Origin of the sequence: Dietzia sp. 179-F 9C3 NHS, from assembly GCF_045369825.1 — a bacterium.
Classification (GTDB): domain Bacteria; phylum Actinomycetota; class Actinomycetes; order Mycobacteriales; family Mycobacteriaceae; genus Dietzia.
Genome location: NZ_JBIQES010000002.1, coordinates 200,534 through 222,281 on the forward strand (window position 1 = coordinate 200,534; position 21,748 = coordinate 222,281).

Sequence of the window (21,748 nt, forward strand, 5' to 3'; positions counted from 1 at the left end):
TGTAGTATCCCGGAGCGGCACATCACCATTTTCCCATGGTCGATCGGCTACACATCCGACAGTGGGCGCGGGACGAACCGAGCGACGGCAGGAGCCAGAATGACCTCACTCCGATCCCGGCAGGACGCGTTCCGGGAGGAACTGCTCGCCACCGGACTACTGATCGATGCCGGCCTCGAGGGTCTCTACGCGGCGGGCGGGACCTTCGAAGAAGTGCTCCGCGGCGTCGACGATGCGGTCTCCCGCGCCGGTGAGGGCGCGGTGGACCTCACCCCCGGCGGTTCCGGGTACACGCTCCACCAATTCCCGCCGGTCTTTCCCCGGCGCGCCTACGAAAAGACCGACTACGTCGAGTCCTTTCCCGACCTGACCGGGGTGATCCACACCTTCTCCGGTGACACCCGGGACCACCGGGACCTGCTCACCGACCGTGCCGCGGGTCGCGACTGGGACCATCACCTGGCGCCGGGAGACACCGTCCTCGTGTCCTCTGCGTGCCATCCGCTGTACGGCGTACTCCCCAGCCCCCTCCCCGAGGGCGGAATCGCGGCGGAGGTCAATGGCTACTGCTTCCGGCACGAACCCTCGCCGGACCCCATGCGGCTCCAGGCCTTCCGGATGCACGAGTACGTGCGGATCGGCACCCCGTCCGACGCCGCCGGTTTCCGGTCCGCCTGGGTGGATCGCGCACTGGCCCTCCTGCGAGCGTTGGGGCTCCCGGTCGAGGCGGTCGCGGCCAACGATCCGTTCTTCGGCCGCGCGGGCAAGCTACTGGCCAGCGAGCAACTCGCCAACAACCTCAAGACGGAGCTCGTGGTCAAGGTCTACGGCGACGAGCACCCCGCCACCGCCGTCGCCTCGTGCAATCTCGCGGAGGACCACTTCGGCCGGAATTACGACCTCCGACTCGCGGACGGTAGGACAGCGCACTCCGCCTGCATCGGGTTCGGGCTCGAGCGCATCGTTCTGGCCCTGTTCGCCGTTCACGGCTTCGACACCCCGTCCTGGCCGGACGCGGTCAGGAAGGTCCTGTTCAGGTGAAGCTGGCCACCTGGTTCGGACCCGTGGACGCCTCCCTGTTCGGTGTCCTCGAGTTCCCCGGGGACCGCCGGGTGCGTGCCGGTGTGGTGGTGGTGCCCTCCCTCGGAATAGAGCAGGTCACCACGTACCGCGGTCTGCGCGCGCTCACCGAACGGCTCGTCCGCGACGGCTTCGTGACCCTCCGCTACGACCACTCGGGAACCGGCTCGTCGACCGGGGACCAACTCGACGAAGATGCCTGGGCGAGGTGGACACGCGGCGTCCCCACGGCCGTGGACACCCTACGGGCACTCGGGGTGGAGGACGTGACAGTCGTCGCGGTCCGCGCCGGTTGCCTCGTCGTCGACGCCGCCTATGCCGCCGACGACGTCGCCCGCCCACGCGTGGTCCACTGGGATCCGCCCGTCTCCGGTCAACGATTCCTCCGGGAGCAGACCGCGAAATACAAGCTCACCGTCGGTGACGACCCCGCCGATCCGGGCACCTCCGTCCTCGGAGGTCACTTCTCCACGTCGACCGCAGCGTCACTGCGCGCGGCGCGATGGTCCGGCAGGACACCGGCCGCGCTGGTCGCAGCTCGTCCTCTCGAGATGGACGACCCGGCGCTCGCCCCCCTCCTCGACGGAGCGGACCGACTCGAGCTGCGCCAGTCCGACCTGTTCACCGCTCCGCTGGCGTTCATCCACCATGTGCCCCTGCCCGACATCGACGCTCTCGGTTCCTGGTTGGCGGCCGCGGCCGGGCCAGGGTACCGCTCCATCAGCCCCAGCCGGCGCGAAACGGCCGTCGTCGGTCGCCGTTCCGACGGGTCCCGGGTTCTCGAAACCGTCCGTCCCGTGACGGACCGCGCGCTCCACCTGTTCACGACATACGTCGAGGGCGAGGAACCCAAGGGGGGAATCGTCTTTCAGTCCACCGCCAACGAGCCACCGTGGGGACCGACCCGGGCCTGGGTCGAAGCCGCCCGGGACAACGCCGGGGCGGGACTCGCCTGCCACCGCTTCGACAAGACCGGTGGTGGCGAGGCGGGCACGGTGACACCGGGCGAGATCGCGGTCCTCTACTCCCACGCCTCACGGCGGGACGCGGTGGACGTCCTCGGGACCCTCGGACTCCCCGCCCAGAACCTGCTCCTCGTCGGCCTGTGTTCCGGCGGCTGGATGTCCGCCGAATCCGCGATCCGTTCCCGGGCCGGCGCCGTCCTGCTGTTCGGGATGATCCAGTGGTCGCGCGTCCGGGAACCCGTGACGAAGACCTTCCTCGACGAGCACGGATACAACCTCGAGAAGCAGATTCCACCCACCACCGAGTCGCGCCGGGCGCGCCTCAAACCCCTTGCCCGGAACGTTCTGCCCTATCGGATCTGGGAAGCACTCGGGCGTCGCGGCACGACGCAGGTGCCCGGCCCTCTTCTCGCCGATCTCATGTCGGCCGGCGCGCGGGTCACGGTCGCCCTCACCCCCGAGGACGAGGAGCACTTCACCACCCAGCGCGGGGACGAGGGACTCCGCCGGCTCCGCCGCCGGGGATTCATCGGCCAGATCCGCCGGATCGACACCCCCCGGGGGGATCACAACCTCTATCGACCCGACGCACGGGCCTCCGCCGCACGACTGGTGAGCGAGGAGGCGGACGCCCTCAGGTCCCGCCTCGGTCTCCCCACCGTCGAGCCCACCTCGTCCCCGATCACGGCCCTGTTCGTCAACGAGAACATTGGCGGGCACGCCACGGTCCACTCGGCGCTACGCACTGTTCTCGCCGACAGGAAGGATATCGAGGCGGACTTCCTAGACGCCCACGGCCCCGGCCCGATCGGGCGAGTGCTCCGGGCGCCGGTCCCCGGTCTCGACCGCCTCGACCTCGACCTTCAGCCGCTACGGGGCCAGCTCGTCCACTCGTGGTCGGTGAAACGGCGGGTGCGGGATCGCCTGGCGCGGGGCGACATCGACGTCATACACCTCTACACCCAGAACTGCATGCTGGGCGGTGCGGGACTGCTGCGCCGGACCCCGACCGTCATCACGACGGACAGCACCGGGCGACGCAACGTCTTCAGCATTCCTTACCGGACCCCGACCCGGTTCACGGCGCGGCTGAGCCTCGTTAACCTGCTCTGGGAGCGACCGGTCCTCCACGCCGCCCATCACGTGTTCGCCAACTCGGTCCCCGTCGTCGAATCCCTCACCTCCTCGGACTACGGGCTCCCGCCGGAACGGGTGACGCGACTCGAGATGGGGATCTGGTCGCCGTTTCTCTCCACCGCTCCACCCGAGCGAAACCGTGATCGGCGGCCGACGATCGTCTTCCTCGGAACCTCGATGGAACGCAAGGGAGGCCACCTCCTCCTCGACGTGTGGCGTCGCGCGTTCCGGGACACGGCGGATCTCCTTCTCATCACCCTCGATCCGGTACCGGAGGAGGAGGGCCTGCGGGTGGTCGGTGATCTCGCGCCGGGCGACGCGCGGCTCTGGGATCTCCTGGCCGACTCCGACATCATGTGCTTCCCCTCCGTCATCGACCAGGCCCCCAACGCCGTCCTCGAGGGCGCGGCAGCCGGACTCCCGGTGATCGCACACCCTGGCGGCGCGATCCCGGAGATGGTCGTGGACGGGGAGACTGGCCTCCTCGTCGACGGGGCGGACCCCGACGCCGTCGAGTCGGCCCTCAGGACCCTCGTCACCGATCCGGACCTCCGGCGGAGAATGGGTGCGGCCGGGCATCTCCACGTGGTGAACCGTTACAGCATCGTGGGGTCCGCCGACACGATCGTCACTCGACTCCACGATGCCGCCCGCAAAGGGACCCGACCATGACCACCTTCGCCGTCCACGAGCGCGTCGACGAGCAGCTCCGCCGTGAGTGGCACGACCTCGCCGAGCGGGTGGGCACACGGTTCGCCTCCCGGCCGTCCTACGGCCTGGCCTGGCACGCCCACCTCGCGCGCGGCCCGCTCCGTGTGGCGACCGTCCATCGCGGGGGACGGCTGGTCGCCCTCCTCGGCCTCCATCGACGGCGTCGGCTCGGGGTGCCCGTTCTCCGCCTGCTCGGGCACGGCCTCGGCACCGTCGGCGAGGCGCTCGCCGACGACGACGGCGCCCTGGCGGATCTGGTCGACGGCCTCGCCTGCTCGGGCGCCGTCCTCGAACTCACCCATCTTCCCCTGAACTCGCCCCTCGCCGCGGCCGTCGGTGCCCACCCACGGTGGCGAACGACGCTCACCGGGGACGACCACTGCCCCGTGATCGAGCTGCCCCCCGGAACCCGCGCAGCGGATCTCCGAAGTCGATCCACCCTCTCGCGGGCCGCGTCCACCCGTCGCAAACTGGCCCGCGAGGGCAGGGAGCTCGTCACCGAGACCGTGCGCACCCCGGACCAGTTCGACCACCGGTGGCCCGAGATCGTCCGCACAGCCGCCGCCGCGGGCACCGGCGAGGCCGAGTACCGACTCAACCTCTGCGCACCGCCTCACGACGCCTTCACCCACGATTTCCTCCGACAGGAGGCCGAGAACGGCCACCTCCTGCTGTGGGGGGCAACGTTCGGCGGCGACTGGGGGGCACATTTCGCGACCCTGGCCACCGGCTCCCGGGCCGAGCTGTGGTTCACTCGCTTCCACCCCGCGTACCGGAGGATCCGGCCCGGGCACCACCTCATCGAGGCGGTGTGCGACCAGCACGACGATCTGGGGATCACCGAGGTGGACCTCCTCATCGGCCGGAGCGGCTACAAGGCGGACTGGCAGACCCACGAGTACGCGGTGGGCACCCTCGTCGCGACACCTGTCGGTCGGCCCGACGCCCGGTGGCAGATGACTGCCGTCGACCGTGGCGTAGACCTGCTCCGCCGTGCCGGCACGTCCGCCCGGACCGCGCCGGATCGAGCCCGGGACGCCCTCGCATGGTTCCGCTCCCGCCGGAGTTCGAGCACCGGGGACAGCGCACCGTGACCGAGGTCGCCGAACCCGACACCACCGAGGGGCGGGCGCTGCTGAGCAACTCGACGGCCATGGTCGTCAGTCGCGTCGTCGCGGCGGTCCTCGGGTGGGCCGGAACGGTGGTCATCGCCCGGACGCTCTCGCCGGACGACTGGGGCCGCTACTCGTTTGTGTTCGGCCTGCTCGGCATCATGGCCCTGGTCACCGATCTCGGGGTCGGACGCGTGGTCCTCGCTCGGTTGACCTCCGACGATCCCGCCGAGGCACAGCGGGTCGCCGGCTCGTTCATCCTGCTCCGCGTGCTCCTCGGACTGTTCGGCTTCGGCATCGCGGTCGCCTACGCGGCCGTCGCCGGACTGTCCGTCGCCCTGGTCGCTGTCGTGGCCTTCGCCGCCACGGGTGTCGTGCTCGCCACACCGTCCAACGCACTTCTCGTGCTCTACCAGGCCCGGCTACGCCTCGTCCCGGTGGCCGGTTGGGATGTGCTCGCGCAGGTCGTCCAGTTCGCAACTATCCTGGCGATCGCCCGCTTCCACCCCACCCTGGCGGCCTTTGTCCTGCCCTCGGTGATCAAGGAGGTCCTCGTCCTCGCCGCCCGTGGCGCCGGTGTCCTCCGGGGTATGGCGGGTCCGCGTCCGACGTTCTCGGCGGGCACCTCCTACTGGCGCGAGATGCTCCGCGAGGCGGTCCCGATCTCCATCGGCTTCGCGCTGATCATGTTGCTGACCAAGGTCGACATCCTGCTGCTCCAACTCCTCGACAGCTACGAGGCCGTCGGCCGCTACGCGATCGGGTACAAGTTTTCCGACCTGCTCATCGTGGTGACCGTGACCATCGCGGTCCCCTTCACCACAGTTCTGGTCAGGGCCTGGCCGGACGACCACGGCACCTTCCGCCTGCGGACCCGGCAGGCGATGGCCGTCGCCGGCGTCCTCGGTGCCCTCGCGGTAGTCGCGTTCTGGCCGGCAGCCGGATTCCTGATCAGGATGTTGTACGGCGAGGAGTTCGTCGAAGCCGGCTTCACCGCGCGGTTGCTGGTCGTGTCCAGTGCCCTCAGTGGCGTGACCAACATCGCGCTCGTCGCACTCGTCGCGGCCCGTAAGCTGACCGGCTTCCCCGTGCTCGCTGCCGGCGGCGTCCTCCTCAACGTGGTCCTCAATCTCGTCGCGATCCCCAGGTGGTCCTACGACGGTGCCGCGGTGGCGACCCTCATCACCGAGGGGATCATGTTCGTCGCCGGACTCGTCCTGGCCCAACGCAGTCTGGGGATCTCCGGACTGATCCCCTGGGGGCCGCTCACGCGTCAGGTCCTCCTCGCGCTCTCGGTGACCGCTCCCGCCGCGGTCCTCGTCGGCTTCAGCGGGTGGCCGTGGATTCCCGTGGTGGCCGTGGCCGTGCTCGTGTACCTTTCGCTCGTCGAGTTCACCGATTCGGTGGAGTACCTGGCGCTGCTCGGCCGGATCCCCGCTGCCCTGAACCGAACCCGGAAGGTCCCCTGATGGCCATCGTCACACGTGCCTCGAAGGTGGCGGCTCTGGCCGTACGTCGTATCCGTCGTCGGGTCCCGGCGGCCTTACGCGGTCGGTCGGGGGTCGTCCTGGCCTACCACGACGTGCTCCCGGATTCGGCCGACGCCTACCCCTATGCCGTTCGCCGCTCCACGTTCCTCCGACAACTCGACGTGGCCAGCGTCGCCGGGTTTCGCTTCGTCACCCTCACCGAGTTCACTGACGCCCTCCTCTCCGGTGACGCCTGCGGACTCGCCGCCGTCGTCTTCGACGACGCCCTATCCGGCGTCCACCGTCACGCATTGCCCGCGCTCCACGAGCGTCGGATCCCCTGGACCCTCCTGCCCGTTACCGACCGCACGGGTGTGGCTCCGGAATGGTGGCCCGAGGCGGAGCGCACCATGACGCTCACCGAAATCCGGGAGGCGCTGGACGCCGGGGCGACCTTGTGCAGCCACACTGCCACACATCGGTCCCTGCCCGAGCTCCCGCCTGCCGTCGCTCTCGACGAACTCCGGAGATCCCGGGACACGGTCTCGGAGTGGGCAGGGACCGAGATCCGGGAGATCTGCTATCCGTTCGGCCACCAGAACGCACAGGTGCGGGCCCTGACCGCCGAGGCCGGCTACCGGTGTGGCTACACGTTCACCAACGGCAGGAGCCATCCGGCGACGGACCCCTTCGCCCAACCTCGGCTCGCGATGCGCGAGGGCATCCCCAGCCACAGGTGGGCGCTGACCCTCCTTCGCCCCCACCGCAGCTGGCCGCCGGTCCGCGACCTCCGTGACGAGCTCCACCGGGGAGGGGGCACCTCATGATCGCCGGCATCGCCGTCACCCTCGTCGGTTGCGCGTTCCTGTTCGCGCTGTCCATCCGACGACCACAGTGGGGGGTCATCGCCGTGGCCGGTCTTATCCCCTTCCACGGCCTCCTTCTCGTCACCCCGTTGAGCATGTCGTTCTGGAAGGAGGCGGCGGTCCTCACGGTGCTGCTGTCCGGCGTCTTCGCCCGACGACGCACCACCGATCGCGTGGTTCCCGCGCCCTGGCTGCTCCCTCTGGTGCTCCTCGTTCCGTTCGGGGTGATCTCGGCCGTCGTCGTCCTGGGGACGGGCTCGTTCTTCCCCATCAAGATCGCCTTCTTCTACGTCCTGCTCGGCCTCGTCGCCGTGCTCTTCCCGTTCACCCGTCGCGACAAGGACCTCTTCGTCACTGTCCTGTTGACGGCAGGGATCGTGTCCGCCCTCTACGGGATCTGGCAGCAGTTCGCCGGCCCCTACGCCCTGGCCGACATGGGCTACGAATGGAACGAACAAATCCGCAGCGCCGGGCCGCTACTCCGCAGCTTCGGAACTTTCAACCAGCCGTTCCCCTTCGGGCTCTTCCTCATGCTCGTCATCATCGTCGGTGCGGCCGCGGCGCTCGCCGAACCCCGCCGCCTCCGGTCCACGATCTACCTCGCCGCCTTCCCGGTCCTGACGGCGGGCATGATCCTGTCGGTCGTCCGAGCCAGCTACCTCGGGGCCGCGGTCGGGCTCGTCGTCATCGGTGTCCTCGTCCACCGTCGCTTTCTCGGCTGGCTCACCGTGGCCACGATCGTCGCCCTACCCGTCGTCGCAGCCCTCGCGGCCACCGTCGGGACCTCGGTCCTCGCGACGTTCACGTCGAGCAGCAGCCTCGAAGAGCGTGGCGCCCACTGGTCCGTGAACCTGCCGCTCATCCTGTCCCAACCACTGGGGCAGGGCCTGGGTACAACCGGTTCCGCGGCGGCGAGGAGTGTCGAGGGTTACGACCCGGCGGCACCGCTGTACCAGCCGGACAGCTACTACGTGAAGGTCCTGCTCGAGCTGGGACCGTTGGGCATGGCCGCGTACGCGGCCGTGGTCGCCCTCATGATGATCTCGCTCGTGCGCATCATGCGCCTCACCGAGGACCCGTTCGAGCGGGGCCTCGCCGCGTCGGCCGTCGCCGTAACCGCTGCAGCCTGTGTTGCCGCCGGCTTCTCCACCTATCTCGAGATCTTCCCGATGGACGCCTACTTCTGGCTCCTGCCCGCCATCGCCGCCAGTACCTCGCCGTGGGTCCGGGACCTGGTCCTCGCGCCGGCGTTCCCGTCACGCCGCAGCGGTACGGATGCTCAGAGGACCGAGTCCACCACAGCCGAGATCCCGGAGCGGAACGACGCCTCCGAGAAGCGTGCGGCGAAGCGTGCCAGTCCGGACGCCGAATAGGACGCGTCGTCCCACGACCGCATCGCGCGCGCCAGGGCGTGCACCACCTCGTCGTCGTCCCGACCGTTGACGAGCTCTCCGCTCACCCCCGGGACGACCGTGTCGAGCGCCCCGCCACGGCCCAACGCGAGGACCGGGGTGCCCGCCGCGATCGCCTCGACGGGCACGATGCCGAAGTCCTCCTCCCCCGGCATGAGCAGTGCGCGGGCGCCCCGGATCACCTCGCGCATCTCCTCCCTCGGGAGGCGGCCGAGGAACTCCACGCCCGGACCCGAACGTGCGCGGCACCGGTCCATGTCGCGGCCTTCGCCGACCACCAACAACCGGACGCCCGCCTCGACGGCCGCCGCGACCGCGAGATCGACCCGCTTGTAGGGGACGAGGCGTCCCACGCTGACGAAATAGTCTTCCTTGGCCCCGCTCCCGGGGGTGAAGAACCCGGTGTCGACGGGCGGATGGACCACCTCGGCGTCCCGCCCCCACCACGCACGGATCCGGTCGCGCACTGCCGCGGAATTCGCCACGACGACCTCCGGTACCGGGGCCCACCGACGCTCGTTTGCCCTGGCGCGGGCCGCCAGTACCGACAGCGCAGAGCGACCGAGGACCGAACCCGCCTCGCCCCGTCGGAAGCCGGCATCCCATGCCCACCGTGCCGGGCTGTGGACGTAGGCGACGGAGGGCACCTCAACCGCCGCGGCCGCCAGGGCGAACGCGTGGTGGCTGATCACCACCACGTCCGCCTCGGCGGGGTCGATCCGTGCGTGCCTCAACATGGACGGGACCAGAGGCAGCAACGGAGCATGGGACCGGCAGCCGATCATCTGGTACGCGCGCTGCAACGGTCCGGTCACGACGCGTGAGCCGAGGCCCCGGGGAATGCCGCTCGGGCGCGCGAACGGTACGTGAATCCGGGCCTCGGGCCAGGCCAGCGCCATCTGCTCGACGACGTGCTCGCTCCCAGCGACGTCGGTGAACCGCTCGTGGACGAGGGCGACCCTGGGGGTCACGAACGGGCCCCGCGTCTCCGGACGACCAGGCGGGTAGGCACTCCCACCTCTGTGAACGTGCTGAGGCACTGCTCGGCTTCCCGTGTCGACGAGCCGCCCGCGTCCACCACGACGACCCCGAGGGCCACGTCGGCCACCGGCAGATCACGCCACCACGGTTCGTCGTAGTCCGCGACGAGCATCCGTGCGGACTCCACGCCCTTGCCCAACGGAGGCGTACCGAGGTCAACGTCCCCCAGGACGACCACGGTGCCACCCCGGGACAGCACACCCGAAACGGCCGCATCCGACCGCACGGGCAGCCCGTCCTCCGCCGCCGCGTCCACGTCGATCTCGCTGCCGTGGCGGTGGCCCATCGACCGCGCCCATACCACGTCGGTACGGCGCGAGCGCCGGAGTCGGAACGCCGCGAGGAGCGTGGCCGCGACGAGGAGGACGACGAGACCACCGACGACGCCCGTGGCCACGGGCTTGGGCCATGTGGGCTCCCCGCCACCGTCGTCCTGCGAGATGATGCTCGCCGACGAGTAGCCCACCCGAAGCATCTGGGTCTGCGCCCGCGAGTCGTAGATCATCTGCAGGAGATCCGACGTGTCCGCCTTCGGGTCGATCCGGCGACGCGCCTTGATCTGCTCGTTCAGATCGTCGATCTGTTCCTGCGTCGCCTCGTCCACCGAGGCGAGGAACTCGTCACGGACCTCGTTCGCCCGCAGGTTCATCGCGTCGACCGTGACCCGGCCCATTTTGGAGGCCGCCAGGGGCCCCGTGGTGCTCCGGGTGATGATCTCGATCACACCGGGGATCTTGGTGGTCGAGGCCTCGACGGTCGGGAACAGTCCGGACAGGGTCACCTTCTCGCCGGTCTGTGCCTCGACGAAGTGCCGGACCTGATCGTCGGTGACGAACTCGGACATCCCCGCACCCAGCGCCTCCATGGTCGCGGCGTCCTTCTCCGCTCGGGAGGGCGTGCCGACGGTTACGGTCGTCGTGGTGGTGTAGGTCGGTGCGATACCCGACAGGATGACGGCCACGAGGACCCCGACGATCACACCGAGCACCGCGGCGAGAGGGAGCGACGCGACGAACGCCCGGATCATCAGTCCGAGATCGAGGACCGGGGGCCGGCCGGAGCCCGTCTCACCCGTTGCTGTCGCGTCAGGGCGGAATTCGTTCGCAGTACGCGTCACCAGGGGTCCTCTCATGGAACCGACGCTAGTCGTCGGCACGAAAACAGGGGTGGCCGGCCACCGTTCCCGGTGATGTTACCGCCATCATTCCACCGAAGAACATGCTCACCTTGTGTGTTCTTTGGCTCACCACCTCGCGCCCGAGAGGGCTACCATCCCCGAAGAGCGGCTCCACTCAACCCGAGACAAGGGCGTCACATGACCTCATCCGATCCCACCCGGTTCCCCCTCCTCCCGTCCCAGACCGGGATGCGGGACGGGCACCTGCAGGATCCCGACAACGCCGCCTACACGGTGTCCCAAATCGTCTGGTTCTCTGGAGACGAACTCACCGAGCAGATGATCGTCGATGCCACTGTCCGCGCCCTCCACGACACGGACGCGCTCATGATGCGCGCGGACGTGGACGCGGACGGGATGTGGTTCCAGGAATCGCGGCAGGGCGAGGACATCCCCACTCACCGGGTCGATCTCTCCGACGCGGAGGACCCCGTCCAGGCGGCACGCGACCTGGCCTTCCGCGAGGTCCGTCGTGCCTTGCAGATCAGCGGCCCCGAGTTCCCCTTCCGCTCGTTTGTCCTGACCCTCGGCGAGCACTCTTACGGATGGTTCGGTGTCTGCCACCACATGTTCGTCGACGGCTACGGTGCGAGCCTGCTCCGTGCGCGGGTCGGGCAGATCCTCGGGGCGCTCGCGGCCGGGGACGACGTCCCCGACTCTCCGCTCGGTTCCTTCGCGGACCTCGTGGCACGGGTCCCGGAACAGGACCCCGCCGACCTCCGCTTCTGGAAGGAGCATCTCGAGGGTGCCCCGGACGTCATCTCGTTTTCCGACCGGGTCGCTCCGCCCGCTCCCCTCTACGAGATGCTCGACTTCCGCACCCCCAGGTTCGCGAGGCGGGTCGCCGAGGTGCTCGAGGGGGTCAACTGGGCCCACATGGCGGCGTCCGCGGCGATCGCCTACGTCTCGGTGGTCGTCGAGGATCCGAGGGTCGTCGTCGGCCTCCCTATCACGGGACGTTTCACGGCAGAGGAGAAGATGACCCCATCCCAGTCGATGGGTGCGCTCCCTCTTCATCTCAGGGTCGACCACGGGGCATCGCTGCCGGATCTGGTCCAGACCTTCCGGGACACCGTGCGCTCGACCAAGTGCCACCAGCGCCAGGCCCCCGACATCCTGCGGGCGGAGCTGCCCACGGCGTGGCGCACCGGCCGGATGTACGGCCCGATGGTCAACGTGATTCCCTTCGAGATGCCGTCGATGGCCGGACACCTGGAAACCGGTCTGGAGGTGATCAGTCATGGCCCCTGCGACGACGTGTCGTTCACCATCACCCCCTCGGACGAGGACGGGGTGCGCACCGAGCTCCTGTTCAACCCCTCGCTCTACGGTCCGGTGCAGCGTCGGGCGCACACCGACCGGTTCGAGCGGTGGCTGCAGCAGGTGGCCGACCATCCGGACGCCGCGCTGTCGGACCTCATCTGCCTCACTCCGGACGAGGAGCGGATGCACGCCCGACTCGAGGTGACCCCTGCGGATGGGGAGGCCGCATCACTGGTGTGGGGCACGCCGTGTTCGGTCGCGGACCTCGCGGCCGCTGCCGGTGTCCACTCCGCCACCGGACTCACGCTCCGGTCCGCCCTGGGCCGCCCCTCACTCCTCGGTGCCCCGGGCCGGGTGGTTCTGCGGACGGCCGACGGCCCACGGGAGACGGATCTGCTCGCGGCCCTCACCGAGGTCGGGATAGAGTACCGCGGAAAGGCGGCTGACCGGGTGGTGGTCAACGGGATCCATGTGGAGCTCGCGGCCGTCCGTGACGCCGTCACTAAGGGCGGTCTACACCCGGGCGCCGAGGTCTCCGCGTCCGCCCGGCGGATAACCGTGCGTCTCGGCGACGGTTCGGACGAGGCCGAACGGGAAGCTGTCGCACAGCGGCTCGCGAGGGTTACCTCCGCGCCCGTCACGGTACGGTGAACGCGCCGATGCGGGTGCTCCACCTGGTCAACGAGGTGGTCGACACCGGTAACGGGATCGTCAACGTCACGGTGGACCTCGCCATCGAGCTCGCGCTGCGAGGCGACCACGTGGTCGTAGCCTCCGCAGGTGGCGGTCACACCGGACTGCTCGCCGAGCACGGTGTCCGGCACAAAACGATCGACTTTCGCCGGCGACCGTGGAGCGCCGTCCGTGCTCTGACCCGTCTGATCCGGGAGGTCCGTCCGGAGATCGTTCACGCACACACTGTCGCACCGTGTGTGCTCGCCGCGGCGGTACGCCGGATCCCCGGGGCCCCCACGTTCCACCTCGTCGCATCTATGCACAACGTCTACCAACGCTCGGCCGCGCTGATGGGCTCCGCGGACATGACCATCGGGGTCGCCGAATCGGTGTCCGAGACCGTGAGGTCGCTCCGCTGGCATTCTCCCCGCGTGGAGACCGTAGTCAACGGCGTCGTCGGCTCACCCCGGCGGAAGGCCGGGTCGGCCGACGCCGACCTCGACCTCGGCCCCAGGTCCATCGTCACCGTGGGGGCGGTCTCGCACCGGAAGGGCGCCGACGTACTTTTCGACGCCTTTCGCGCCCTCGCACCAACCCGCCCGGACGTTCACCTCTGGTATGTGGGGAACGTGGACTGGGAGGAACTCGCCGAACGGATCCGGAACTCGGACCTCGCGGACCGGGTGCACCTCACCGGTCTCTCACCCGCCCCCGGGCGGCATCTGGCCGCCGCGACTGTTGTGGCCGTGGCGTCACGGCGCGAGGGACTCGCCCTCTCCCTTCTCGAGGCCCGCGAGGAGGGCGCCGCGATTGTCGCCACCGACACGGACGGCGCCCGAGAGGGACTCGACGAGGGGCGCGCCGGGGTCCTCGTCCCCGTGGACGACGCCGCGGAACTCGCCGACGCACTCGCTGCCGTGCTCGACGACCCCGCACACCGCGACGCGCTCCGCGAGCGGTCGGCGGCCGACCTCGACCGGTTCTCCGTGCGCAGGATGGCCGGGGACTATCGTGGTTGGTACGACGACCTCATCGGGACGTCGCCCGGGGGCCGACGCAGCTGACCGGTCAGGATCCCAGGCCGGGCAACTGCATCGACCCCGCGCCGGGTGCTGACGGCAGCGAGTCACCGGGGTGCGGGCCCGCCGGCGGAGGAACCTCTGCGTCGTAGTCCCGCACCGGGCAGTCGACCACCGCGTCCTGGAGAGCGCGCACGGCGGGTTTGGGGGTCTGATCGACGTAGTACAGACCGAAGTGGAACTCCGGGTCCCATTTCGGCGCACCACCATCAATCATCGTGTACACGAAGACGGGGCCGAGCATCGGATCCTCCGCGGCCAGGCGGTACGCCTCCACGATCATCGCCGCCTGGGCGTCCGGGCTCACGCCGTTCGATCCGCCGGTCGGTGCCCCGTATTCGGTGATCCAGATCTTCTTGCCCCAGTCCCCCCTGCTCGCCATCAGCCGCTTGACGTCCTTTAACGACCTGAAGGTGTTCCAGACCGAAGTTCCGGACGGCATCTCCGGGTACGAGTACGGGTGCATCCCGATCGCATCGAGGTACTCCCGGCCCCCGAGGTCGTACAGGCGCTGGAGGAAGGTCAACGGCGCTATCGAGCCGTTGGCGTCGGGGGCGGGCGCGAGCCCACCGGTGATCACCGTGGCCCCCGGGTCCGCGCGGTGGATCGCCCCGTAGGCGGCCCGGAGGAACTCAAGGTAGTGAGTCACATCCGGCTCCGGCCAGAACCTGGGTAGATTCGGCTCGTTCCAGACTTCGTACGCGTCCACGTCGTCGCCGTACCTCGCCGCGACGGCGTGGGCGAAGTCGCCGAACCCCTCGGCGAGTCGAAGGTGTTCCGGGGAGGTCGGACCGGACGGGATCGTCACCCACGACGGCACCGTCTGGAGGACGAGCAACGGATCGAGGCCCGCCTGGCGGGCGATACGCACCCTCTCGTCGAGAGCCTCCCACCGGCGCCGGCCGGGTTCGGTCTCGATCTCGCCCCAATTCGCCCCGATCCGGACGCGTCCGGCGCCGAGCGCCCGGGTCTCACGGAGCGCCTGGACGTACTCATCGGAGGAGTACCGGTCCCATTCCGCGTTCCCCGAGATCCCCAATGCGTGGCACCCCGGCCCCTGGTCGAGCGAAAGTACCGTGGAGGTGGGGCGGAACGCCGAGAACGGCGGGTAGCCCCAGAGGACGCCCAGCACGAAGACCCCGGAAGAGATCATCGCCACGACGACCGTCCCCCAGGAGCGCATCGAAGTGACGCGTCGTCCCCGGTTGATTCCCATTCGGCACGTTTCCTCTCGGCGATGACGCGAAGCATCGACTTCCCGTACCGGAAATCCCCCGTCCCGGCGAACCCGTCATTGTCCATCGGCCCCCTGCGGACATTGCCCCAAGATCATAAGAAAACACCGGTTGTTTTGCACACAAGCTGCCCCAACTAACCCATCTCTTCACTTCCTTGGCAACGCGGGTTCGTCCGCGCAGCCAGCTGCCCCGGGAGACCCTGCTCTAGGGTGGCTCACCGTGACGCTGTCGATCAGACTCGCGCAGGTGGACGACGTCCCCGAGATCGCCGATCTCGCCGCACGGACCTTCCCCCTCGCCTGCCCTCCCGAACTGGCGCCGGACGTCGTCCGTGACTTCGTCGCCGAGCACCTCACGCCGGACGCCTTTCGCGGCTACCTCGCCGCGGACGGACACGAGGTGCTGTGCGCCCGGGACGCCGGCGGCACCGCGGTCGCGTACGCGTTGCTCGTCGACGGCACGGCGATGGACCCGGGATGCGCGTCCCAGATCGAGCACCGCCCCACGGTGGGCGTGAGCAAGTTCTACGTGGACCCGGCCCACCACGGCACGGGGGCGGCCACGGTTCTGCTCGACGACGTCGTCCGGCGGGCCGTCACCCGCGGTGCCCGCAGCCTCTGGCTGGCCACCAACGTCGCCAACGAGCGGGCCCGGCGGTTCTACACCCGCCACGGGTTCGTCGAGCGGGGCGGGCGGACCTTCGTGGTGGGCGGCGTGCCCAACACGGACGTCGTGTACGAACGGCCGCTCGTCCCCGCCGACGGTCAGTGCTCCTGACCGGGCTCGAAGCGCGAGAGCGCGAGGAGGCGGGACGTGGCGCGCAGGTACTTCTTCCGGTAGCCGCCGGCCAGCATCTCCTCGGTGAAGATCGCGTCGAGTTTCTCCCCCGAGTTCCGCACGGGGATCCCGGCGTCGTAGAGCCGGTCGGCGAGCACCACCATCCGCAGCGCGATGGACTGGTCCGGCAGTGCGCCCACCCCGCGCAGGCAGACCTCGGTGATCCCGTCGACGAGCCGGTTGTACTTGGACGGGTGCAGCGTGGACAGGTGCGCGCACAGCTCGTCGAAGTCGTCGAGGGTCGCGCCCGGGGTCGACGCGGCCTCCGCCTCGAGTTCGGAGTCCGAGAGCGGCTCGGGGGCCGGCGGCAGGTTGCGGTGCCGGTAATCGGGGCCGTCGACGCGGATCGACTCGAAGATGCCCGACATCTTGCGGATCTCGCGCATGAAATCCTTGGCGGCGAAGCGTCCCTCGCCCAGCTGCTCGGGCAGCGTGTTGGAGGTGGCCGCCACGCACACCCCGGCGGTGGTGAGCTCGGCGAGCAGGCGGGAGACGAGCATCGTGTCGCCGGGATCGTCGAGCTCGAACTCGTCGATACACAGCACCGAATGGCCCGAGAGCTCCTCCACCGCGCGGTTGAAGCCCAGGGCGCCCACGACGTGGGTGAGCTCGACGAACGTCCCGAACGCCTTCGGCTCGGGGCAGGTGTGGTAAATCGACGTGAGCAGGTGCGTCTTGCCCACGCCGAACCCGCCGTCGAGGTAGATGCCCGACCCCTGGGTGACCTTGGGCCGGCGGCCGAACAGTCCCTTCTTGGGCGTGCGCCGGGCCACGACGTCCTCCGCGAACGCCCGGCACGCGGCCAGCGCGGCGGCCTGGGACGGTTGCGCGGGGTCGGGGATGTACGAGTCGAAGCTCACGTCGTCGAACATCGACGGCGGGACCATCTGGGCCACGAGCTGGTCGGCCGGAACCACCGGTGTGACGTCTGCGAGGCGAGAGACCATGCGCAGAGCCTATCGTGGAGGTTCCCAGCCCCAGAACGAAAGGACGGCCGGTGCCCTCGACCCGACTGACGGAGCTCGGCAGCGACCCGGCGTCCCTCGCGGCGATGTGGTCGGCCCTGGCCCCCGAGCCGGGCGGACGGACACCGACGATCCGCGCCGTGATGATCGCCTCCCTGGACGGCAGCACCACGGTCGACGGCCGCAGCGGCGGACTGGGCACCCCCACCGACCAGTTTCTGTTCCACGCGATGCGGGCCCGGGCGGACCTCGTCATCGTTGGCGCCGCCACCGCGATCACCGAGGGGTACGGCCCGGCCCAGCTGCACGAGGCCTGGCGAGCGTACCGGGGCACCCCACCGCCGCCCGTCGTCCTGCTCGCGCGCACGCTGTCCGATCAGCTCGTCGAGCACTGCGCCGGTCACGGGGACGCCCTCGCCGTCGCCGTCACCCCCGACGTCGACCGCGACCGGATTACCGAGGCCGAGCGGCGCGGGGTCCGGGTCCACGTGCTCGATCCCGGGCCCTACGGGGCCGCGGTGCGCGCGCTGGCCACCCGGCTCGGGGCCGAGGAGGTGGACTTCGAGGGCGGTCCCCGGCTGCTGGCGAGGCTCCTCGCCGAGGACGCGGTGGACGAGCTCGTCCTCTCCCTCGCCCCGGAGGTGATCGTGGGCGCCCACGGCGACCCCCTGGTCCGGACCGAGGGCGGGGCCTCGGCCCGTGTCCCCCTGCGGGTCTCCGACGCCTTCACCGGGCCCGACGGCGGCCTCTACACCCGCTGGGTCGTGGACCGGGACGGCCGGTGAGGCGCGCCCGCGTCGCCGCTGCCGGCCTGGTGGCGGCCGTGGCCGCAGTCCTCGGCGCATGTGCTCCCCCGCCCGCGAGCGGGCCCGAACTGGCGACGGGCGCCGGCTCCGGGGGGCGCGCCGCGGGCGCCGGGAGCGACGACCCGGCGGTGGCGCCGGACTGGGTGGCGCCCAGCACCGACCTGCCCTGGGCACCGTGCCCGGCCCACCGGACCACGGACGTCCCCGCCGACGCGGAACTCGAGTGCGCCGACCACTCCGGCTCGACGGTCGTCCGGCTCACCACCGCGCGGACACCCGAGCAGGCCCCGCCTCTGGTCGTGGTGGGCGGCCCCGAGAACCCGGCACTCGAGTTCGGCGTCCGACTCGCCACCGGCGGCACCGAGTTGACCGATGCGCACCCCGTCGTCCTCCTCGACCACCGGGGCCGGGGCGAGGCCGCCGGGTCGTGCCTCACCCCGGACGCGCGGTACACGCTCGACCACCTCGCCGACCGGGGCGCCGACCCGGGCTCGCCGGAGGCCCGCGGCGCGCTCGCGGACGCCTCGCAGGCCTGCACCGACGAGCTCATCGGCCGCGAGCTGCACTTCGGTTCCGCCCACGCCGCCGAGGACCTGGAGACGCTGCGCAGCGCCTGGGACGTGCCCGGGCTCGCCGTTCTCGGGGTGGGGACCGGCGCCCGGGTGGCGCTCGCCTTCGCCGCCGAGCACCCGGACCGCCTCTCCCGCCTGGCGCTGGACTCCCCGGCCCCCCTGGAAGGCGACCAGGAGGCCGCCGCCCGTGCCGCGCTCGACGGGTCCGACACCGCCCTGCGCCTCTGGGCCGCTGCCTGCGGCCGAGAGGCGTGCGGGCCGGAGGACGCCACCACCCGGGTCGAGGCCGTGACCCGCGCCCTGGACGAGGCCCGCACCCCGGACGCCGCCGTGCCCGCTGCGCTGCTCTCCGACGTCGTCCGGTCCGCGCTGGCCGACCTCGCGGGGGCCTCCTCCCCCACTGCCGGTCCCGGCGACAGGATCCTGGGCGAGCTCGTCGCGGCGCGCGACGGCGAGGTGCCGGCGTCGGTGCGCACCCGGGCGGCCGACCTGTCCCACGACTCCCTGTCCTACGTGGCCGGCTGTTCGGACCTTCCGCGCCGCGTCCCGGTCAACCGCGTCCTCGAACTCGCCGACGAGTGGTCGGAGAACCCGCCGTTCGGCGAGATCCTCGCAGCCCAGCTCGCGGCGTGCTCCACGTGGCCCGTCCCCTCCCCCACGCCGCTCGAGGTGTCCGGCCCCACGCCGGTGTGGCTCGTGTCTGGGGTGGCGGACCCGGTGGCCGGGGCCGGGACGCTCGAACCAACGGCGGGGCTACTCACCGCCGCCGGCGCCCGGGACGTGCGGACCGTCGCGTGGGGCGCCCCCGGCTCGCGGGCGCTCCTGCACTCCTCGTGCGTCCGCGGCGAGCTCGTCGGGTTCCTCGCCGACCCGGGGTCCGGGGAGTCGGACGCCGCCTGCCCCTCGTGACGCCGGACGGCGGCGCCCGTCGCGCCGGTGCTCCCCGGAGCGCCTCCGGTCCGCGCGATGACCCGACCGGTACCCTCCTCACCGTGCCGATGACGACTGGACGCGCGACCACTGTGCCCCGAGTACTCGCCCACGTCCTCTGGCCCCTCGCGGTCATGACGGTGATCCACCGCGTCCTCATCAGAGCGGTCAACGGGTCCGTCACCAACGACTTCGGCACCGTATACGTCGCCACCAGGCACTTCCTCGCCGGCGAACCCGTCTATGCGGAAAACCTCCTCACCGTCCAGCCGCACTATCTCTACGCCCCCAGCGGGACCCTGCTGCTGGCGCCGTTCGGGGTGATCGACGACTACTCGGTCGCGCGGTGGCTGTTCATCCTCGTCAACGCGGCCGCGATTCTCGCCGCCCTCTGGCTGCTCATGCGGCTGTTCGACCTCGACGTGCGGTCCTACGTCACGCCCGCGCTCATCCTGGCGACGTTCCTCACCGAGGCCGTCACCAACACCCTGGTCTTCACGAACGTCAACGGCGTGATCTTCCTGTGCCAGGTCGCGTTCCTGTACCTGCTGCACCGGCGGCGGCTCTGGTGGTCGGGCGTCGCGATGGGATTGTCCCTGGCCATCAAGCCGATGCTCGCGCCGCTGCTCTTCCTGCCCCTGGTACGCCGCCAGTGGCAGCCCTTCGTGGCCTCGGCCGCGATCCCCGGCGCCGCGATGGCGGCCGGCTGGGCGCTCACGGTGGACGCCCGCTCCTACGTCGACAAGACCCTGCCCTACATGGGCGAGGTACGGAACTACTACAACAGTTCACTCGCGGGGCTCGGCGTCTACTACGGCGTCCCGGAGCCGCTGGTGCTCGTGGCCAGGATCCTCGTGGTGGTGGCGACCCTCGTGGCGGTGTGGCTGCTGCTGGACTACCGCCACAACCACGAGGTCCTGTGGCTGGCGACCACCTCCGGGGTCATCCTCACCGGCGTCTTCCTGGTCTCCAGCCTGGGCCAGATGTACTACTCGATGACGCTCATCCCGCTGCTGCTCACCGTGGTCCTGGACCACTCGTTCGTGCGGAACTGGGTGGCGTGGCTGGCCGCCTATGGTTGCCTCACCCTGGACTATTGGGAGTCGGAACGCTGGCCGTACTACGGTCGCCTGCTCGAGTTCTCCCACCCGACCCTCGGGTGGCTGCTGCTCCTGGCCACGGTGCTCGTGGGGCTGCTCTGGCGCCGCACCGACCCGCGGCGGCACGAGCGGATCGCACCGGCGGCCGCCGCGGTGTAGCCTGCGGGCATGACCGACACCCACGACGCCCGGCAGCCGGAGTTCACCCTCGACGACGCGGAGTGGCGCCGCCGCCTGACCCCCGAGGAGTACCAGGTGCTCCGGCAGGCGGGCACCGAGCGGCCCTTCACCGGCGAGTACACCGACACCACGACGGAGGGCGTGTACCGCTGCCGGGGATGCGGGGCGGAACTCTTCCGCAGCGATACCAAGTTCGCCTCACACTGCGGCTGGCCCTCGTTCTTCACCCCGCTCGCCGGGGACGCGGTGATCGAGCGGTCCGACACCTCGCTCGGCATGGTGCGCACCGAGGTGATCTGCGCGCGCTGCCACGGCCACCTGGGCCACGTGTTCGCCGGCGAGGGCTACCCCACGCCCACCGACCTGCGGTACTGCATCAACTCGGTGAGCCTGACGCTCGAGCCCGCGGAGGACTGACCTCCGCGGCCCCCCGGCTCAGGGCAGGCTCGTGGCGAGGTGCTCGGCGCTCACCCGCGGCCCGGTGAAGAACGGGATCTCCTCCCGCACGTGCCGGCGCGCCTCGGTCGAGCGCATGACGCGCATGAGGTCCACGATCCGGTCGAGCGCGGGGGCCTCGAAGGCGAGGATCCACTCGTAGTCGCCAAGCGAGAACGCGGGCACCGTGTTGGCGCGGACGTCCGGGTACTCACGGGCGGCGCGGCCGTGCTCGGCGAGGATCTGGCGCCGCTCCTCGTCGGGCAGCAGGTACCACTCGTACGAGCGAACGAACGGGTAGACGGACACGTAGGCGCCCGGGTCCTCCTCGGCGAGGAACGCCGGGATGTGGCTCTTGTTGAACTCGGCCGGCCGGTGCAGCGCGGTGTTGGACCAGTAGGGCGTGCTGGCCCGGCCCAGGATCGTGGTGCGGCGGAACTCGTTGTAGAAGCGCTGCAACTCCTCGATGTGCTCGGCGTGGGTCCAGATCATGAAGTCCGCCTCGGCCCGAAGGCCGGAGACGTCGTAGAGACCGCGGACCACCACGTCCGTGCCCTCGTACCCGGCGAGGAACCGCTCGAGGTCGGCCGCCACGTCGGCGCGGTCCTCGCCGAGTTCTCCGGGCTTCACGGTGAAGACGGAGAACATGAGGTACCGGAGGGTGGAGTTGAGCTTCTTGTAATCGAGACGGGCCATGG

18 protein-coding genes are annotated in these 21,748 nt (G+C 70.5%); 13 read left to right on the forward strand and 5 right to left on the reverse strand.

Annotated features, from left to right (window positions below; translation table 11 throughout):
• Positions 1–42 precede the first annotated feature (42 nt).
• The 6 genes from ACH0BZ_RS03305 to ACH0BZ_RS03330 are packed head-to-tail and all read left to right on the forward strand — an operon-like array spanning position 43 to position 8,713.
• Positions 43–1,041, forward strand: coding sequence for an amino acid--[acyl-carrier-protein] ligase (locus ACH0BZ_RS03305; RefSeq protein ID WP_406896781.1), 999 nt, complete (start codon positions 43–45; stop codon positions 1,039–1,041).
• Complete coding sequence (locus tag ACH0BZ_RS03310) at positions 1,038–3,854, forward strand: glycosyltransferase (protein WP_406896531.1); 2,817 nt, start codon at positions 1,038–1,040, stop codon at positions 3,852–3,854. Before ACH0BZ_RS03305 ends, ACH0BZ_RS03310 begins: the two co-directional genes overlap by 4 nt.
• Positions 3,851–4,987, forward strand: a complete 1,137-nt coding sequence (locus tag ACH0BZ_RS03315) for a GNAT family N-acetyltransferase (RefSeq protein ID WP_406896532.1) — start codon at positions 3,851–3,853, stop codon at positions 4,985–4,987. The genes ACH0BZ_RS03310 and ACH0BZ_RS03315 overlap by 4 nt, the downstream gene beginning before the upstream one ends.
• Positions 4,939–6,474, forward strand: coding sequence for an oligosaccharide flippase family protein (locus ACH0BZ_RS03320; protein ID WP_406896533.1), 1,536 nt, complete (start codon positions 4,939–4,941; stop codon positions 6,472–6,474). The genes ACH0BZ_RS03315 and ACH0BZ_RS03320 overlap by 49 nt, the downstream gene beginning before the upstream one ends.
• Positions 6,474–7,301, forward strand: a complete 828-nt coding sequence (locus tag ACH0BZ_RS03325) for a polysaccharide deacetylase family protein (protein WP_406896534.1) — start codon at positions 6,474–6,476, stop codon at positions 7,299–7,301. Before ACH0BZ_RS03320 ends, ACH0BZ_RS03325 begins: the two co-directional genes overlap by 1 nt.
• Positions 7,298–8,713 (forward strand): O-antigen ligase family protein, encoded by a 1,416-nt coding sequence (locus tag ACH0BZ_RS03330; RefSeq protein WP_406896535.1) that lies wholly within the window; start codon positions 7,298–7,300, stop codon positions 8,711–8,713. Before ACH0BZ_RS03325 ends, ACH0BZ_RS03330 begins: the two co-directional genes overlap by 4 nt.
• Here the strand turns inward: ACH0BZ_RS03330 and ACH0BZ_RS03335 are convergent.
• Entirely contained in the window at positions 8,620–9,723 is a 1,104-nt protein-coding gene (locus tag ACH0BZ_RS03335) for a glycosyltransferase (protein WP_406896537.1), read from the reverse strand. The two genes, ACH0BZ_RS03330 and ACH0BZ_RS03335, sit on opposite strands and share 94 nt — an antisense overlap.
• A complete protein-coding gene (locus ACH0BZ_RS03340; RefSeq protein WP_406896538.1) occupies positions 9,720–10,910 on the reverse strand; it encodes a hypothetical protein in 1,191 nt (396 codons plus the stop codon). The genes ACH0BZ_RS03335 and ACH0BZ_RS03340 overlap by 4 nt, the downstream gene beginning before the upstream one ends.
• A 198-nt stretch (positions 10,911–11,108) precedes the next feature.
• Here ACH0BZ_RS03340 and ACH0BZ_RS03345 point away from each other — a divergent pair, with 198 nt between their 5' ends.
• Positions 11,109–12,884, forward strand: coding sequence for a condensation domain-containing protein (locus ACH0BZ_RS03345; protein WP_406896539.1), 1,776 nt, complete (start codon positions 11,109–11,111; stop codon positions 12,882–12,884).
• A gap of 8 nt (positions 12,885–12,892) precedes the next feature.
• Entirely contained in the window at positions 12,893–13,972 is a 1,080-nt protein-coding gene (locus ACH0BZ_RS03350; RefSeq protein ID WP_406896540.1) for a glycosyltransferase family 4 protein, read from the forward strand.
• 4 nt (positions 13,973–13,976) lie between these two features.
• Here the strand turns inward: ACH0BZ_RS03350 and ACH0BZ_RS03355 are convergent, their stop codons facing one another.
• Positions 13,977–15,203 (reverse strand): hypothetical protein, encoded by a 1,227-nt coding sequence (locus ACH0BZ_RS03355; RefSeq protein WP_406896541.1) that lies wholly within the window; start codon positions 15,201–15,203, stop codon positions 13,977–13,979.
• Between the two features lie 241 nt (positions 15,204–15,444).
• Between ACH0BZ_RS03355 and ACH0BZ_RS03360 the strand changes: the two genes are divergently transcribed.
• Complete coding sequence (locus ACH0BZ_RS03360) at positions 15,445–16,002, forward strand: N-acetyltransferase family protein (protein WP_406896542.1); 558 nt, start codon at positions 15,445–15,447, stop codon at positions 16,000–16,002.
• Here ACH0BZ_RS03360 and zapE read toward each other — a convergent pair.
• Complete coding sequence (zapE, locus tag ACH0BZ_RS03365) at positions 15,990–17,009, reverse strand: cell division protein ZapE (RefSeq protein ID WP_406896544.1); 1,020 nt, start codon at positions 17,007–17,009, stop codon at positions 15,990–15,992. The two genes, ACH0BZ_RS03360 and zapE, sit on opposite strands and share 13 nt — an antisense overlap.
• A 50-nt stretch (positions 17,010–17,059) precedes the next feature.
• Here zapE and ACH0BZ_RS03370 point away from each other — a divergent pair, with 50 nt between their 5' ends.
• The 4 genes from ACH0BZ_RS03370 to msrB all read left to right on the forward strand — a co-directional run bounded on the left by ACH0BZ_RS03370 (position 17,060) and on the right by msrB (position 21,032).
• Complete coding sequence (locus ACH0BZ_RS03370; RefSeq protein ID WP_406896545.1) at positions 17,060–17,812, forward strand: dihydrofolate reductase family protein; 753 nt, start codon at positions 17,060–17,062, stop codon at positions 17,810–17,812.
• Complete coding sequence (locus ACH0BZ_RS03375) at positions 17,809–19,314, forward strand: alpha/beta fold hydrolase (protein ID WP_406896546.1); 1,506 nt, start codon at positions 17,809–17,811, stop codon at positions 19,312–19,314. Before ACH0BZ_RS03370 ends, ACH0BZ_RS03375 begins: the two co-directional genes overlap by 4 nt.
• A gap of 89 nt (positions 19,315–19,403) precedes the next feature.
• The gene (locus ACH0BZ_RS03380; protein ID WP_406896548.1) at positions 19,404–20,594 is read left to right on the forward strand and encodes a glycosyltransferase family 87 protein; all 1,191 of its coding nucleotides are present in this window, start codon (positions 19,404–19,406) and stop codon (positions 20,592–20,594) included.
• A 9-nt stretch (positions 20,595–20,603) separates the two neighbouring features.
• Complete coding sequence (msrB, locus tag ACH0BZ_RS03385; RefSeq protein WP_406896549.1) at positions 20,604–21,032, forward strand: peptide-methionine (R)-S-oxide reductase MsrB; 429 nt, start codon at positions 20,604–20,606, stop codon at positions 21,030–21,032.
• Between the two features lie 18 nt (positions 21,033–21,050).
• Here the strand turns inward: msrB and hemQ are convergent, their stop codons facing one another.
• Positions 21,051–21,746, reverse strand: coding sequence for a hydrogen peroxide-dependent heme synthase (gene hemQ / locus ACH0BZ_RS03390; protein WP_406896550.1), 696 nt, complete (start codon positions 21,744–21,746; stop codon positions 21,051–21,053).
• Positions 21,747–21,748 lie beyond the last annotated feature (2 nt).

Excerpts from the sequence above, each read along its gene's own strand:
- ACH0BZ_RS03315 (WP_406896532.1), top strand. The coding sequence starts at position 3,851 with ATGACCACCTTCGCCGTCCACGAGCGCGTCGACGAGCAGCTCCGCCGT.
- ACH0BZ_RS03320 (WP_406896533.1), top strand. The coding sequence starts at position 4,939 with ATGGTTCCGCTCCCGCCGGAGTTCGAGCACCGGGGACAGCGCACCGTG.
- ACH0BZ_RS03325 (WP_406896534.1), top strand. The coding sequence starts at position 6,474 with ATGGCCATCGTCACACGTGCCTCGAAGGTGGCGGCTCTGGCCGTACGT.
- ACH0BZ_RS03330 (WP_406896535.1), top strand. The coding sequence starts at position 7,298 with ATGATCGCCGGCATCGCCGTCACCCTCGTCGGTTGCGCGTTCCTGTTC.
- ACH0BZ_RS03345 (WP_406896539.1), top strand. The coding sequence starts at position 11,109 with ATGACCTCATCCGATCCCACCCGGTTCCCCCTCCTCCCGTCCCAGACC.
- ACH0BZ_RS03350 (WP_406896540.1), top strand. The coding sequence starts at position 12,893 with ATGCGGGTGCTCCACCTGGTCAACGAGGTGGTCGACACCGGTAACGGG.
- ACH0BZ_RS03355 (WP_406896541.1), bottom strand. The coding sequence starts at position 15,203 with ATGGGAATCAACCGGGGACGACGCGTCACTTCGATGCGCTCCTGGGGG.
- zapE (WP_406896544.1), bottom strand. The coding sequence starts at position 17,009 with ATGGTCTCTCGCCTCGCAGACGTCACACCGGTGGTTCCGGCCGACCAG.
- ACH0BZ_RS03380 (WP_406896548.1), top strand. The coding sequence starts at position 19,404 with ATGACGACTGGACGCGCGACCACTGTGCCCCGAGTACTCGCCCACGTC.
- msrB (WP_406896549.1), top strand. The coding sequence starts at position 20,604 with ATGACCGACACCCACGACGCCCGGCAGCCGGAGTTCACCCTCGACGAC.
- hemQ (WP_406896550.1), bottom strand. The coding sequence starts at position 21,746 with ATGGCCCGTCTCGATTACAAGAAGCTCAACTCCACCCTCCGGTACCTC.